This is a genomic window from Streptomyces sp. NPDC026575 (assembly GCF_055567415.1).
In genome coordinates this window covers 182,106-196,637 of sequence record NZ_JBVHQM010000009.1, presented here as the reverse complement: position 1 = coordinate 196,637, position 14,532 = coordinate 182,106, and the positions used below count along the sequence as shown (strand labels likewise).

Sequence of the window (14,532 nt, the reverse complement as noted above, 5' to 3'; positions counted from 1 at the left end):
GAACGCCGTTTCCGTGCCGCGGGTTCCCTGAACGGCGCCGCCGTGCTGTACCCTCGGGCGCTTCAGGCGCCATTAGTCAAACTTGAGGAGTCCTGGACCCAGTGCCCTTCCTCCCCACGGTCACCCCGGCTCGGCTCGCCGAGCTCGCCCGCTGTGCGGCGGTCTTTCTGCCGTCGGATCCGCCACGAGCCGGGCGGGTCGCCTTCTGGCGCCCGGACGGCGAGCCCGTCGCCGACACACCGCACGACGGGCTGTGCGTCGCCCTGCCCGGCGAGGACGGTGCGGTCGAGGTGTGCGAGGTCCCCGCCCTGGTCCTGCCCGTCGCCGAAGCGCTGCCCGTGCTCACGCGCGCCCGGGCCGCCCGGGGCACCCATCCGGCGGCGGCCTTCTGGGGTGCCGCGGCCGTGCTGGCGCTCCAGTTGGCGGCGCGCGGACGGCTGCTGCCAGGGGTGAGCCCCGAGGGGTTCGACGCCTGGCGGGCGGGTCCGCTCGATCCGGGGGACGTCGAGCGGCTGCGTGACCTCGCGGCCGCGATGCCGCCGTACGCGCACGCCGTCCCCCTCGCGGACAGCGACCCGGTGGCGCTGCCCGACCCGGAGCGGCAACTACGGGCCTTCCTCGACGCGGTGGCGGACGGGCTGCCGCGCTCCCCCGCCGCGGCGCTGGTCACCGGCGCGCCGGCCTTCGCGGCGGCCGCCCCGAGTCACGTCCCCGAACAGCGCGCCTGGGCCGCGGACGTGGCCGCCGGCCATGACGCGGGCGTACGGATCTCCCTGCGGGTGGAGGTCCAGGGGGCGGACGGCCCCGATGGCCAGGACGCCTTGCCCGACCCCGGCGACACCGACTCGCCCGTGGCCTTCACCGCCGTGCTGCAGTTGCACAGCCTCACCGACCCGGCGCTGGTCGCGGATGCCGCCGAGGTGTGGGTGGGGGCCTCTGCGGCGGGGCGGGCGTTCGGGCCGCGGGCGCGGATGGACACGCTGCTGACGCTGCGCCGCGCGGCCGACGCCTGGGCTCCGCTCACCCCGCTGCTGTCCGCGGCGGTACCCGACGCGCTGCAACTCGCCGACGAGGAGGTCGCCGAACTGCTCGGGCCGGCCTCCCGTGCGCTGGCCGCCGCCGGGGTGCAGGTCCACTGGCCGAAGGCGCTGGCGCGCACGCTGACCAGCCGGGCCGTGGTGGGGCCGCCGGACGCCGCGGACGGCGACGGGCCGGACGGGCCGGAGTCGGGGCTGCCGTCGTTGCTGTCGGCGGACGCGCTGCTGTCGTTCAGCTGGCGGTTCGCGGTGGGCGATCAGGAGATCGGCCGGGCGGAGCTGGAGCGGCTCGCCGAGGCCGGGCGGCCGCTGGTCCGGCTGCGCGGTCAGTGGGTGCTGATCGACCCGGAGGCCGTACGGGCCGCCCGGGAGCGCCGGGACCGCAAGGTCACACCGCTCGACGCGCTCGGCGCCGCGCTCACCGGCAGTGCCGAGGACCCGGCCGGCGGCCGTGTGGAGGTGCGGGCCTCGGGCTGGCTCGCCCGGTTGCGCGACCGGGTCGCCGACCCCGAAGGCGCCGACGGCACCCCGGTCCGGCAGCCGGCGGCGCTCACCGCGACCCTGCGCGACTACCAGCTGCGCGGTCTCGGCTGGCTGCACCGGATGACGTCGCTGGGGCTGGGCGCCTGCCTCGCCGACGATATGGGCCTCGGCAAGACGATCACGTTGATCGCGCTGCATCTGCACCGGCAGCAGGAGCGCGCGTCCGCCGGTCCGACGCTGGTGGTCTGCCCCACCTCCCTCATGGGCAACTGGCAGCGGGAGATCGAGAAGTTCGCGCCGGGCACACCGGTGCGCCGCTTCCACGCCGGGCGGCGCAGCCTGGCGTCCCTGGGGGACGGCGAGTTCGTCCTGACCACCTACGGGACGATGCGGCTGGATGCCGCCAAGCTCGCGGAGGTGGGCTGGGGGCTGGTCGTCGCCGACGAGGCGCAGCACGTCAAGAATCCCTTCTCCGCGACCGCCAAGGCGCTGCGGACCCTCCCCGCCAAGGCCCGGGTGGCGCTGACCGGCACCCCGGTGGAGAACAACCTGTCGGAGCTGTGGGCGATCCTCGACTGGACGACGCCTGGTCTCCTGGGGCCGCTCGGCCGGTTCCGTACGCGCTATGCGCAGGCCGTCGAGGGCGGTGTGGCGGCCTCGGCGGAGGCGGGCGCGGCGGCCGAGCGGCTGGCCCGGCTGGTGCGGCCCTTCCTGCTGCGCCGCCGCAAGTCCGATCCGGGGATCGCGCCGGAGCTGCCGCCCAAGACGGAGACCGACCGTGCGGTGGCGCTGACCAGGGAGCAGGCCGGGCTGTACGAGGCGGTGGTGCGCGAGGGGCTCGACGAGATCTCCGGGACGGACGGGTTCGCCCGTCGCGGGCTGGTCGTCAAGCTGCTCACCTCGCTCAAGCAGATCTGCAACCACCCGGCGCAGTATCTGAAGGAGTTCGGCCCCGGGGACGGCGCACCGGCCGCCGCGGACGTCACCGTCTCCGGGCGTTCGGGGAAGGTCGAGCTGCTGGACGAGCTGCTCGACACCCTCCTGTCCGAGGGCGCGAGCGTGCTGGTGTTCACGCAGTACGTGCAGATGGCGCGGCTGCTCCAGGCGCATCTGGCGGCTCGTGGGGTGCCCACCCAACTGCTGCACGGCGGGACGCCGGTGGCCCGGCGCGAGGAGATGGTGCGGCGGTTCCAGGACGGTGCGGCGCCGGTGTTCCTGCTGTCGCTGAAGGCGGCCGGCACCGGGCTGAACCTCACCCGCGCCTCGCATGTCGTGCACTTCGACCGCTGGTGGAACCCGGCCGTCGAGGCGCAGGCCACCGACCGTGCGTACCGCATCGGTCAGACCCAGCCGGTGCAGGTGCACCGGTTCATCACCGAGGGCACGATCGAGGACCGGATCGCCGAAATGCTCTCCCGTAAGCAGCGGTTGGCGGATGCCGTCCTGGGGTCCGGCGAGGCCGCGCTGACCGAACTCACCGACGCCGAGCTGGCGGATCTGGTCGCACTGCGAGGGAGCGAGCGATGAGCACACCCGGGAACGACATGGCGGGTCGCGCCGACGGGGCGGCGGCCGGGGCCGAGCGGATCTTCGACGCGCTTCCGGCGGCCCGCGGCCGGGCCTTCGCGCGGAGTTGGTGGGGGCAGGCGTGGCTCAAGGCGCTGGAGGACTCCGCGCTCGACGGCGCGCAGGTCAAACTGGGCCGGCAGCATGCGCGGGCCGGTGCGGTCGGCGCGGTGTCCGTACGTCCCGGGCGGCTCACCGCGCTCGTCCAGGACCGTGACCACACGCGGAACCGGTCCGACGTCCTGCTGCAGCAGTTGAGCGCGGCGGACTGGGACCGCTTCCTGGACCTGGTCGCGGACCGGGCCGGGCATATCGCGGCGCTGCTGGACCGGGACATGCCGCCGGTCCTGGTCGAGGACGCGGCCGCCGCCGGGATCGAACTCCTGCCGGGCATCGGCGACCTGGAGTCGGAGTGCGGCTGCGGGGCGTGGGACCACTGTGCGCATTCGGCGGCGCTGTGCTACCAGGTGGCGCGGTTGCTGGACGAGGACCCGTTCGTGCTGCTGCTGTTGCGCGGCCGGGGCGAGCGGGAGCTGCTCGACGAGCTTCAGGAGCGCAGCGCGGCGCGGGCGGCGGTGCCCGCGGACGAGGACGCGCCGGGCGCGGAGCCGGATGCGGGGGTGCCGGCCGCCGAGGCGTACGCGGCGCGCGACATTCTGCCGCCGCTGCCCCCGCCACCGCCGCCGGTCGCCGCTCCGGGGGCCGCACCGGCGCTCGGCGGCGGCACCCCGCCCGCGCCCGGAGTGACGGTGCCCGCACTGGAGTTGCTGATCGAGGACGCGGCGGCGCGCGCCCAGCGGCTGCTCGCCGACGCCCTCTCCGCCGGGCACCCGGACAGTGTGCCGCCGCCCGCGCTGACGCCCGCTCAGGACGCGGTGCGGCTGGCGGCGACGGATCCCGGGGAGGAGATATCGGCGCGGTTGGCGGCCGGTTCGGGGCGCGATCCTCGGGGGCTGGCGCTGGCCGTACGGGCCTGGGAGCTGGGTGGCGCCGCCGGGCTCGCGGTCCTGGAGGAGGAGTGGACGCCGGAGCCGGCGGTGCTGGCCCGGGCGGCCGGCCGGATCGCGGCCGCCTGGGAGGACGGCGAGGCCCGGCCGCGGCTGCGGGCCGACGGCAACCGCTGGACCGTCGGCGGCGATGCCCAGCTGCGCTACGGGCGGGACGGCCGCTGGTGGCCGTACCGCCGGGAGGGCGGGCGGTGGGTGCCCGCGGGCCCGGCCGCGGACGATCCGGCGGGCGCGCTGGCGGGGCTGTCGGCGCCGGAGTGAGGGATCCGGGGCGGCGGGCCGCCTTCGGGGCGGTCGCCGCCTCGGGCTGGCCCGATCCGCCCCATCCGGCTGCGCCGCGCCCCCGGTCGTGATTCGCTGATTCCACCCCCCGCCAGGCAAGTCGCCCGCAGCAGGAGGACCAGTGACCGGTACTTCGCAGCACGCGCCGCAGCAGCCGACTCACGGACAGCCGCCACGGACCGCCGACGACCCGCACCGCGCACCGCACCACTCCGGCCACCCGCACCCCCGCCCCCGTTACTACGAGGACCGCTCGCCGGGCAGCGGAGCGCTGCCGCCGCGGGCCTGGTACGAGAGATCGGACGCCGCCCGGCTCTCGCTGCACGGCACCTGGCGCTTCCGGCTGTCGCCGCGCGCCGACGCCGAGGACGACGCCTTCGCCCGCCCGGACTTCGACGACGCCCAGTGGCGGCAGCTGCGGGTGCCCGGCACCTGGGCGCTCAAGGGCTTCGGCGCGCCCGCGTACACCAACACCGCCTACCCCTTTCCGGTCGATCCGCCGAGACCGCCGGACGAGAACCCCACCGGCGACCACCGGCATGTCTTCGATCTGCCCGAGGGCTGGGGCGAGGGCCCCGCGGTGCTGCACTTCGGCGGGGTGGAGTCCTGCGCCCGGGTGTGGCTCAACGGGCGGGAGCTGGGGCACTTCAAGGGCAGCCGGCTGCCGCACGAGTTCGAGGTCGGGCATCTGCTGCGGCCGTGCGGCAATGTGCTGGCGGTGCGCGTCCACCAGTGGTCGTCGGGCAGCTATCTGGAGGACCAGGACCAGTGGTGGCTGCCGGGCATCTTCCGGAACGTGTCGGTCCACCGCCGTCCCGAGGGCTCGGTCGTCGACCACTTCGTGCACGCCGGGTACGACCACGTCACGGGGCGGGGCACGCTGCGCGTGGAGTGCGAACCCGGCGGGCGGGTGACCGTACCGGAACTGGGGCTCGATCTGGCCACCGGGCAGAGCGCGACGGTCGCGGTGCGCCCCTGGACGGCCGAGCGGCCGCACCTCTACGACGGGGAGCTGGTCACCGCCGGGGAACGGGTCCCGCTGCGGATCGGGTTCCGGACCGTCCGGGTCGAGGACGGGCTGCTGAAGGTCAACGGCCGCCGGATCCTGCTGCGCGGCGTCAACCGCCATGAGTTCCATCCGCTCTACGGGCGCACGGTCGGCCCGGAGACGATGCGCCGCGATCTGCTGCTGATGAAGCGGCACAACATCAACGCGGTGCGCACCAGCCACTATCCGCCGCACCCGGCGTTCCTCGATCTCTGCGACGAGCTGGGGATGTGGGTCGTCGACGAGTGCGATCTGGAGACGCACGGCTTCGCCCAGCAGGGCTGGCGGGACAACCCGGTCGACGACGAGCGCTGGGAGCCGGCCCTGCTCGACCGGGCCCGCCGGATGGTCGAGCGGGACAAGAACCACCCCAGCGTCGTGCTGTGGTCGCTGGGCAACGAGTGCGGGACGGGCCGCGGGCTCTCCGCGATGGCCTCCTGGATGCGCGAGCGCGATCCGTCCCGCCCGCTGCACTACGAGGGCGACCGCAGCTGCGCCGACACCGATGTGTACTCCCGGATGTACGCCGACCATGCCGAGGTGGAGCGCATCGGGCGGCGCGCCGAGGAGCCGCTGGCCGATCCGGACCTCGACGCCCGGCGGCGTGGACTGCCCTTCCTGCTCTGCGAGTACGCGCATGCGATGGGCAACGGGCCGGGCGGGCTGAGCGAGTACCAGCGGCTGTTCGAGACCTACCCGCGCTGCCAGGGCGGGTTCGTGTGGGAGTGGATCGATCACGGGCTGCGGCAGCAGACACCGGACGGTGCGGTCTTCCACGCCTACGGCGGCGACTTCGGCGAGGAGCTGCACGACGGGAACTTCGTCTGCGACGGGCTGGTCTTCCCCGACCGGGTGCCCTCACCGGGCCTGATCGCGTTCAAGAAGGTCATCGAGCCGGTGCGGATCGAGCGCGAGTCCGCGGGCGACGGCGGTGCGGACGCGGTCCGGATCACCAATCTGCACGACTTCGCCGACCTGGGGCACCTGGAGTTCCTCTGGCGGTACGAGGTGGAAGGCGAGGTGCGCGGACACGGATGGCTGGAGGTGCCGGAGCTGGCCCCGGGTGAGTCGGCGGTGGTGGCGCTGCCGGAGGCGCCGGCCGAGGAGCGGGACGAGGGCGAGGCGATCTGGACGGTGCGGGCGGTGCTGGACGCGGACGCCGCCTGGGCGCCGGCCGGGCACGAGGTCGCCTGGGGCCAGGTGCCGGACGGCCGGCGCCCGGTCGCCGCTCCCCCGGCGGCCACCGCCAGGCCGCGCCGCGGTGAGGGCAATGTGATCCTCCTCGGCCCGGGCACCTTCGACGCCACCACGGGGGCGCTCGGCTATCTGGACGGCGTACAGCTCCGCGGCCCCCGGCTGGACGTCTGGCGGGCGCCGACCGACAACGACGAGGCCGCGCCCTGGCAGCCGGGGCCGCGGCCGGCCACCGAGTGGCGGCGGCTCGGTCTGCACCGGATGCGGCACCGCGTCGACACCGTCGAAACCGCCCCGCAGGCCCTGGTGGTCCGTACCCGGGTCGCGCCGGCCGGGTCGCCCCTGGCGCTGCGCACGGTCTACCGGTGGAGCGCCCACCACGACGCGCTGCGGCTGGAGTTGACCGTCGACCCCGAGGGCGACTGGCCGGTTCCGCTGCCGCGGCTGGGGGTGCGGATGTCGGTGAGCGGCAGCCTGGGGTTCGCGGAGTGGTTCGGCGGCGGGCCCGGCGAGGGCTATCCGGACACCCGGCAGGCCGCGCAGATCGGCCGCTGGGCGATGCCGGTGGACGCGCTCCAGACGCCGTACGTCCGGCCGCAGGAGAACGGCGCGCGGCCCGATGTGCGCTGGGTGCGGCTGACCCGGACGGACGGCTCGGGACTGCGCGTCGAGGGCGACCCGGACTTCTCCTTCTCCGCCCGCCGGTGGACCGACGAGGAGCTGACCGCGGCCCGGCACACCACGGACCTGCGGCCGGGCGAGGACCTCTGGCTCCATCTCGACCACGCGCAGCACGGCATCGGCAGCCAGTCGTGCGGGCCGGGGGTGCTGCCGCAGCACCGGCTGGAGGTGGCGCCCGCGCGGTTCTCGTTCGTGTTCTCCTCGCTGCGCTGAGCGTCGCGGGGCGCCGGGCCCAGGCGCCGGCCGGCGGTGTCAGTGGCCGGCGCTACGATCCGAAGGGAGATCGGACGACCGGCGCACCGGGCCGGGAATCCGGTCGGCCGGGCGGGAGAGCGCCCGGCCGGCACCACGCATCGAGAGGCTTCGCACCATGGTCAGCACCTCCCCTTCGCTCGCCGACGCCCTCGCCGCCGGGCCGGTCGTCCTCGACGGCGGGCTGTCCAATCAGCTGGAGGCCGCCGGGGCCGACCTCAGTGACGCGCTGTGGTCGGCCCGGCTGCTGGCCGAGGAGCCGCAGGCCGTCGTGCGGGCGCATCAGGCGTACTACGAGGCCGGGGCGCAGGTCGCGATCACCTCCAGCTATCAGGCGACGTTCGAGGGCTTCGCGCGCCGCGGGATCGCCGAGGAGCAGGCCGCGGAGCTGCTGCGCCGGAGCGTGGCGCTGGCCCGCGAGGCGGCCGGGCTGGCGCGGGCGGGCGGGGTCGCCGGGCCGCTGTATGTGGCCGCGTCGGCGGGGCCGTACGGGGCGATGCTGGCGGACGGTTCCGAATACCGCGGCCGCTACGGCCTGTCGGTGGCGGAGCTGGAGCGGTTCCACCGGCCGCGGCTGGAGGTGCTGGCTTCGGCGCGGCCCGACGTGCTGGCGCTGGAGACCGTGCCGGACGCCGACGAGGCCCGGGCGCTGCTGCGGGCGGTCCGCGGGCTCGGGGTGCCGGCCTATCTGTCGTACAGCGTCGCGGGTGACCGCACCCGGGCCGGGCAGCCGCTGACCGAGGCGTTCGCGCTCGCGGCCGACGCCGACGAAATCATCGCGGTGGGGGTGAACTGCTGCGCGCCCGACGACGCGGACCGGGCGGTGCGCACGGCCGCGCGGGTCACCGGCAAGCCGGTGGTGGTCTACCCCAACAGCGGGGAGAGCTGGGACGCCCAGGCGCGGGCGTGGTACGGCGACCCGGCGTTCGGTGCGGACCGGGTCGCCGGCTGGGCGGCGGACGGCGCCCGGCTCATCGGCGGCTGCTGCCGGGTGGGACCGGACGTGATCGCCTCGCTGGCGGCCGGTCTGGACCGCTGACCGGGCGGCCGGAAAAGCGGGACCGGCGGTCGGTTCGGACGGGTGAGCGGGTCGAAGGCGTTACACAGACGCAACCGAAGCGGCGGCGACAGCTCTCCTGGTCGGTGGCAGGATGCAGGCCACATCGCAGCACCTACGACATGGTTGATCTTCGTCCTGTACTGGAGGACCGGTGTCCGCTCGCTCCGCGTTGCCTGTCATAGCCGTTGCCGCGGCCGTCGCCGTCCTGGCGGGGTGCACCAGCACCAAGTCCGACGGGAAGAAGGGTTCCGGCGGCCTGCAGCTGGTCTCCGCCGGCACTCTCAAGACCTGCACCCACCTTCCCTACGCGCCGTTCCAGGTGAAGAAGGACGGCAAGGTCGTCGGGTTCGATGTGGACCTGGTCGATCTGGTCGCCAAGGACCTGGGCGTCAAGCAGGAGATCGTCAACACGCCGTTCGAAGGCATCGAGACCGGCCAGGACTTCACCGTCCGCAAGTGCGATCTGGCCGCGGCCGGCATGACGATCACGCCGGCCCGCGACAAGGTGATGGATTTCTCCGACCCCTATTTCAATGCCACTCAGGCGCTGTTGACCAAAAAGGGCAAGCCCTTCAAGAAGGTCGAGGACCTCAAGGGCAAGAAGCTCGGATATCAGAAGGCCACCACCGGCGGGATCTACGCCAAGGACCACGGCAAGGGCGTGGAGCTGGTGGAGTTCGAGGATCTGGGGCTGCTGCTGACCGCGGTGAAGTCCGGCCAGGTCGATGCCGGTATCAACGACAACGGTGTGCTCTTCGACTATGTGAAGCAGAACGCGGACACCGAGGTCACCGCGGAGTTCAACACCGGTGAGCATTACGGCATCGGCGTACGCACCGGCAACGACGCCCTGCGCAAGAAGATCAACGCGGCCATCAAGAAGGCCAAGTCCGACGGCAGTTACGACCGGATCTACAAGAAGTGGTTCGGCACCACACCGCAGAGCTGAGGCCGGTCCTGATGCCCCTGTCCAAAAGACGGCGCGCGCGGCTGATCCGCGGCGTGCAGTACGGCGTCCTGGCGGTCGCCGTGGTGGTCATCGCGCTGGTCGCCGACTGGCACCAGCTGCGGACGGCGTTCTTCGACGTCGAGGTCGCCAAGGCGCTGTTCCCCGACATCATCACCACGGCGCTGGTCAACACGCTCATCTACACCCTGCTGGGATTCGGGTTCGGTCTCGCGCTCGGCCTGGTGCTGGCGCTGATGCGGCTGTCGTCGGTGCCGCCGTACCGCTGGATCGCCATCGCCTATATCGAGTTCTTCCGCGGAATCCCGGCACTGCTGGTGTTCATCGCGCTGGGGTTCGGCGTTCCGCTGGCCTTCGAGGTCGCGCTCGATATGAAGGTGACGGTGATGCTGTCGCTCGGCCTGGTGGGCGCCGCGTATATGGCGGAGACCATCCGGGCCGGAATTCAGGCGGTGCCCAAGGGCCAGACGGAGGCGGCGCGTTCGCTGGGGATGTCGCACGGGCGGGCGATGGTGTCGATCGTCATTCCGCAGGCGTTCCGTATCGTCCTGCCGCCGCTGACCAACGAACTGATCCTGCTGACGAAGGACTCCTCGCTGGTCTATCTGCTGGGGCTGGCGCTCGGTCAGTTCGAGCTGGCCAACTTCGGCCGGGACGCGCTCAATGAGCACAAGAGCCTGACCCCGATCCTGATCGCCGGACTGCTCTACCTCGTGATCACCCTTCCGCTCGGCCAGCTGGTCCGGCGGCTGGAAGCCCGTACGGCGAAGGCCAGGTGAGCGCAATGACGACGGATCGGGCGGCTGATGCCGCCGAGGACGCGAAGGCCATCGACGTACAGGGCCTGCGCAAGGCGTTCGGCGAGCTGGAGGTGCTGCGCGGGGTCGACTTCTCCGTGGCGCGCGGAGAGGTGGTGTGCGTCATCGGGCCCTCCGGGTCCGGGAAGTCGACGCTGCTGCGCTGTGTGAACCTGCTGGAGGAGCCCAGCGCGGGACGGGTCATGGTGGCCGGGACCGACGTCACCGACCCGGACGTGGACATCGATCTGGTCCGGCGGCGGATCGGGATGGTCTTCCAGGCATTCAACCTCTTTCCGCATCTGACCGCGCTGGAGAATCTGACGATCGCTCAGCGGCGGGTGCTGCGCCGCGACCGCGCCGACGCGGAGCGGATCGCCCGCGCCAACCTGGAGCGGGTCGGGCTGAGCGACAAGGCGGCGGCCTATCCGGCGCAGCTGTCGGGCGGCCAGCAGCAGCGGGTGGCGATCGCCCGTGCGCTGTCCATGGAACCGGAGCTGATGCTCTTCGACGAGCCGACCTCTGCCCTCGACCCCGAACTGGTCGGCGACGTACTGGCGGTGATGCGCGGGCTGGCCCGGGACGGGATGACGATGTTGGTCGTCACCCATGAGATGAGCTTCGCCCGGGAGGTCGCCGACCGGGTGGTGTTCATGGACGGCGGGGTGATCGTCGAGGAGGGCACTCCGGAGCAGGTGGTGGGCGCTCCCCGGCACGAGCGGACCCGGACGTTCCTGGCGCGGGTGCTGGATCCGGCGGCCGCCGAGGTGGGCGAGATCGCGGACGCGGGCGGGGAGGCGGCGGTCAAACCCGTGTGACCGGTGGTGGGCCGCCGGTGTACCGGTCGGCGGCCGCCGCACCCTGACCCCCTTCGACGGCAACGGCTTCGGTGCGACCGACGGCCCCGACGCGTTCGACGATCAGGGCCGCCTCGTGGACAGCGGGGTGCCGACGACGGTGGTGACCGTCCGGCTCAGGACAGCGGCTTGGTGAGCTTCTTGGTGCCGGACCGGTTGCCCATCAGGCTGCAGCTGACGGACTTGATGCCGAACTTGTAGCCCTTGAGCGAGGGGTACTGGACGTAGGTGCCCTCGGCGGTGCCGGCGGGCTGCCGGGCCGCCTTGCGCTCCAGTTCGTTGCGGCACAGCGAGGCCGCCTTGTCCTTGATCTCGGATTCGGTGGTCAGGCCGGTGCCGAGGCGGTGGGTGGTGACGACCTCGGCGTCGTGCGGGCCGTCGCAGGAGGCCGCGTCGTTGTTGCCGCCGGCGTCGTCCTTCGGGAGGTCGTAGCAGTCGCCGACCTTCAGCAGGTAGAAGGGGATCTGGCTGCTGGAGGGCGAGGGCGTGCCGCTGGAGTCCGTACCGCCGGAGGACTCGGAGGGCGAGGGGTACGCGGAGGGGGAGGTGCTCTCGGAGGGCGTGGCGCCGGCGCTCGAACTGGTCGGCCGGGCACGGTTGTTGTCGCCGTCGTCGTTGGCGATCACGACGACGGTGATGACGGCGGCCAGCGCGAGCACGCCGCCCCCGATGATCGCCGCGATGACCTTGCCGTTGCCGCCGCCTCCGGGCGGGCCGGGCGGCTGCTGGAAGCCTCCGGGCCCGGCCGGTCCGCCCGGTCCCGGAGGGCCGTAACCGCCGGCCGGCGAGCCGTAGCCGCCGGGGGCCTGGTTGCCGCCCGGGGGCGGGGGGTAGCCACCGGGGCCGTATCCGCCCTGGGCCTGACCGCCGGGGCCGTAGCCGCCGGCCGGCGGGCCGAATCCACCGGGGTTGTTGTGGGGCGGCTGGTTCGGCGGTTGCGGCTGGTTCGACGGCGGAGGCGGAGGAAAGCTCATGGCGGAAATGATCGCTTCTTTACTGGGTTTCAAGGGACTCGGTGACCAACCTGGAACATTCCGGGTCTGAAATGTCCGTCCCGTGGGCACCGTTGCGACAGGCAGCAAGCCACCCTACGGCCCGGAGGTTTCGCGTGTTCACCGACCTGCCCCTGGACGAGCTGCGCAACTACCGCCCACCGCTTCCCGAACCGGCCGGATTCGACGCGTTCTGGCAGCGCACCCTGGACGAGGCCCGTACCCATGACCTCGACGCGCGCTTCACCGAGATCGACCCCGGACTGCCCCTCCTGCGCTGCTACGACGCCGCGTTCTCCGGCTTCGGCGGGCACCGCATCCGCGGCTGGTTCCTGACGCCGGGCAGCTGTGCCGGGCCGCTGCCGTGCGTGGTGCAGTACCTGGGCTACGGCGGCGGCCGGCTGCTGCCGCACGACTGGCTGCTGTGGCCGTCCGCGGGGTTCGCCACCCTGGTCATGGACACCCGGGGACAGAGCGGCCCCGACCGCCCCGGCGACACCCCCGACCCGGCCGGCTACGGCAATCCGGGAGTGCCCGGCAAGATGACCCAGGGCCTGCTCGATCCGGACGACTACTACTACCGGCGGGTGTTCACCGACGCCGTACGGGCGGTGGAGGCGGCCCGCGGCCACGACGACGTGGACGCCGACCGGATCGTGGTCGCCGGCCGCAGCCAGGGCGGCGCCCTCGCCCTGGCGATGACCGCGCTGGTCCCCGGGCTGGCCGGCGCGCTGATCGATGTGCCGATCCTGACGAACATCCGGCGCGCGATCGACCTCACCGACGAGGGCCCGTACGGCGAGCTCACCCGCTACTTCGCGGGCGCCCGCGGCCATATCGACACCGCACTGCACACCCTGGACCACTTCGACGGCCTGAACTTCGCGGCCCGCGCCACCGCCCCCGCGCTCTTCGGCACGGCGCTGCGCGACGCGGTGGTCCCGCCGTCCACCGGCTTCGCCACGTTCCACCACTACGCGGGCGAGAAGGAACTGAAGGTGTGGCGGTTCAACGCCCATGAGGGCGGCGGCGGCGAACACCGGGCCGCGGAGCTCGCCTACGCGCACAAGCTGCTCGACTGACGGGGACCGGCCGCCTGGTGGGGGCCGCAGCGGGACGATCCCCGCGGCCGCCGCCTCAGGCCGTGCCCAGCAGATGCTCCAGCGCCAGCTGGTCCAGCTGCTCGAAGGCCATGCCCCGGGCCGCGGCCGCCGCGGGATCGAAGGTCTCGTAGGCGGTCGCGTCGGCCAGCAGCCCGGCCAGGCCGTCCTCGGCCGTGGGCCGGGTCAGCTGGTCGAGGCGGGCGGCGCGCAGCGCCTCCTGGACGGCCGGGGCGGCGCGGAAGGCCGCCGCGCGCTCCTTGAGGATCAGGTAGTTGCGCATACAGCCGGCCGCCGAGGCCCAGACGCCGTCCAGGTCCTCGGTGCGCGGCGGTTTGAAGTCGAAGTGCCGCGGACCGTCGTAGCCGGCCGTCTCCAGGAGGTCGACCAGCCAGAAGGCGGACCGCAGATCGCCCGCGCCGAAGCGGAGGTCCTGGTCGTACTTGACCCCGCTCTGGCCGTTGAGGTCGATATGGAAGAGCTTGTCCGCCCACAGCGCCTGGGCGATGCCGTGCGGGAAGTTCAGCCCGGCCATCTGCTCGTGCCCGACCTCCGGGTTGACGCCGTAGAGCTCGGGGCGCTCCAGCCGTTCGATGAAGGCCAGGGCGTGGCCGACGGTGGGCAGCAGGATGTCGCCGCGCGGTTCGTTCGGCTTGGGCTCGATGGCGAACCGCAGGTCGTAGCCCTGCTCGACGACGTACTGGCCGAGGAGGTCGAATGCCTCCTTCATCCGGTCCAGGGCGGCCCGTACGTCCTTGGCGGCGCCGGACTCCGCACCTTCGCGCCCGCCCCACGCGACGTACGTACGGGCCCCCAGCTCGGCGGCGAGATCGATGTTGCGCAGCGTCTTGCGCAGGGCGTAACGGCGGACGTCGCGGTCGTTGGCGGTGAAGGCGCCGTCCTTGAAGACGGGGTGGGTGAAGAGGTTGGTGGTCGCCATCGGGACGACGAGTCCGGTGGCGTCCAGCGCCTGCCGGAAGCGGGTGACGGCGGCCGCGCGCTCGATGTCGCCTGCGCCGGAGGGGATCAGATCGTCGTCGTGGAAGGTGACGCCGTACGCGCCGAGAGCGGCGAGGCGGTGGACGGACTCGACGGGGTCCAGGGCGCGCCGGGTGGGGTCGCCGAAGGGGTCGCGGCCCTGCCAGCCGACCGTCCAGAGGCCGAAGGTGAACTTGTCCTCGGGCACGGGCTGATGGCTCATCGCGACTC

10 protein-coding genes are annotated in these 14,532 nt (G+C 73.3%); 8 read left to right on the top strand and 2 right to left on the bottom strand.

Translation table 11 applies throughout. The annotated features are described in order from the left end of the window. Nucleotides 1–101: 101 nt before the first annotated feature. The 7 genes from ACZ4NB_RS15060 to ACZ4NB_RS15030 all read left to right on the top strand — a co-directional run bounded on the left by ACZ4NB_RS15060 (nt 102) and on the right by ACZ4NB_RS15030 (nt 11,192). On the top strand, nt 102–3,047 hold the full coding sequence (locus ACZ4NB_RS15060; RefSeq protein WP_467661545.1) for a DEAD/DEAH box helicase: 2,946 nt from the start codon (nt 102–104) through the stop codon (nt 3,045–3,047). Beyond that, on the top strand, nt 3,044–4,354 hold the full coding sequence (locus ACZ4NB_RS15055; RefSeq protein ID WP_467661543.1) for an SWIM zinc finger family protein: 1,311 nt from the start codon (nt 3,044–3,046) through the stop codon (nt 4,352–4,354). Before ACZ4NB_RS15060 ends, ACZ4NB_RS15055 begins: the two co-directional genes overlap by 4 nt. A gap of 142 nt (nt 4,355–4,496) precedes the next feature. Then, entirely contained in the window at nt 4,497–7,511 is a 3,015-nt protein-coding gene (locus ACZ4NB_RS15050) for a glycoside hydrolase family 2 TIM barrel-domain containing protein (protein ID WP_467661541.1), read from the top strand. A 157-nt stretch (nt 7,512–7,668) separates the two neighbouring features. Next, a complete protein-coding gene (mmuM, locus tag ACZ4NB_RS15045) occupies nt 7,669–8,589 on the top strand; it encodes a homocysteine S-methyltransferase (protein WP_467661539.1) in 921 nt (306 codons plus the stop codon). A 172-nt stretch (nt 8,590–8,761) separates the two neighbouring features. Then, the gene (locus ACZ4NB_RS15040) at nt 8,762–9,559 is read left to right on the top strand and encodes a basic amino acid ABC transporter substrate-binding protein (protein ID WP_467661537.1); all 798 of its coding nucleotides are present in this window, start codon (nt 8,762–8,764) and stop codon (nt 9,557–9,559) included. An 11-nt stretch (nt 9,560–9,570) separates the two neighbouring features. Beyond that, nucleotides 9,571–10,356: an amino acid ABC transporter permease gene (locus ACZ4NB_RS15035; protein ID WP_467661535.1), complete on the top strand. Its 786-nt coding sequence runs from the start codon at nt 9,571–9,573 to the stop codon at nt 10,354–10,356. Between the two features lie 5 nt (nt 10,357–10,361). After that, nucleotides 10,362–11,192, top strand: coding sequence for an amino acid ABC transporter ATP-binding protein (locus ACZ4NB_RS15030; protein ID WP_467661534.1), 831 nt, complete (start codon nt 10,362–10,364; stop codon nt 11,190–11,192). 155 nt (nt 11,193–11,347) lie between these two features. Here ACZ4NB_RS15030 and ACZ4NB_RS15025 read toward each other — a convergent pair whose 3' ends face one another. Then, nucleotides 11,348–12,205 (bottom strand): septum formation family protein, encoded by an 858-nt coding sequence (locus ACZ4NB_RS15025; protein ID WP_467661532.1) that lies wholly within the window; start codon nt 12,203–12,205, stop codon nt 11,348–11,350. A 134-nt stretch (nt 12,206–12,339) separates the two neighbouring features. Here ACZ4NB_RS15025 and ACZ4NB_RS15020 point away from each other — a divergent pair, with 134 nt between their 5' ends. Continuing rightward, nucleotides 12,340–13,305 carry an acetylxylan esterase gene (locus ACZ4NB_RS15020; RefSeq protein ID WP_467661530.1) on the top strand — a complete coding sequence of 322 codons (966 nt, stop codon included), beginning with the start codon at nt 12,340–12,342 and terminating at the stop codon, nt 13,303–13,305. 55 nt (nt 13,306–13,360) lie between these two features. Here the strand turns inward: ACZ4NB_RS15020 and xylA are convergent, their stop codons facing one another. Continuing rightward, nucleotides 13,361–14,524, bottom strand: a complete 1,164-nt coding sequence (xylA, locus tag ACZ4NB_RS15015; RefSeq protein ID WP_467661528.1) for a xylose isomerase — start codon at nt 14,522–14,524, stop codon at nt 13,361–13,363. Nucleotides 14,525–14,532 lie beyond the last annotated feature (8 nt).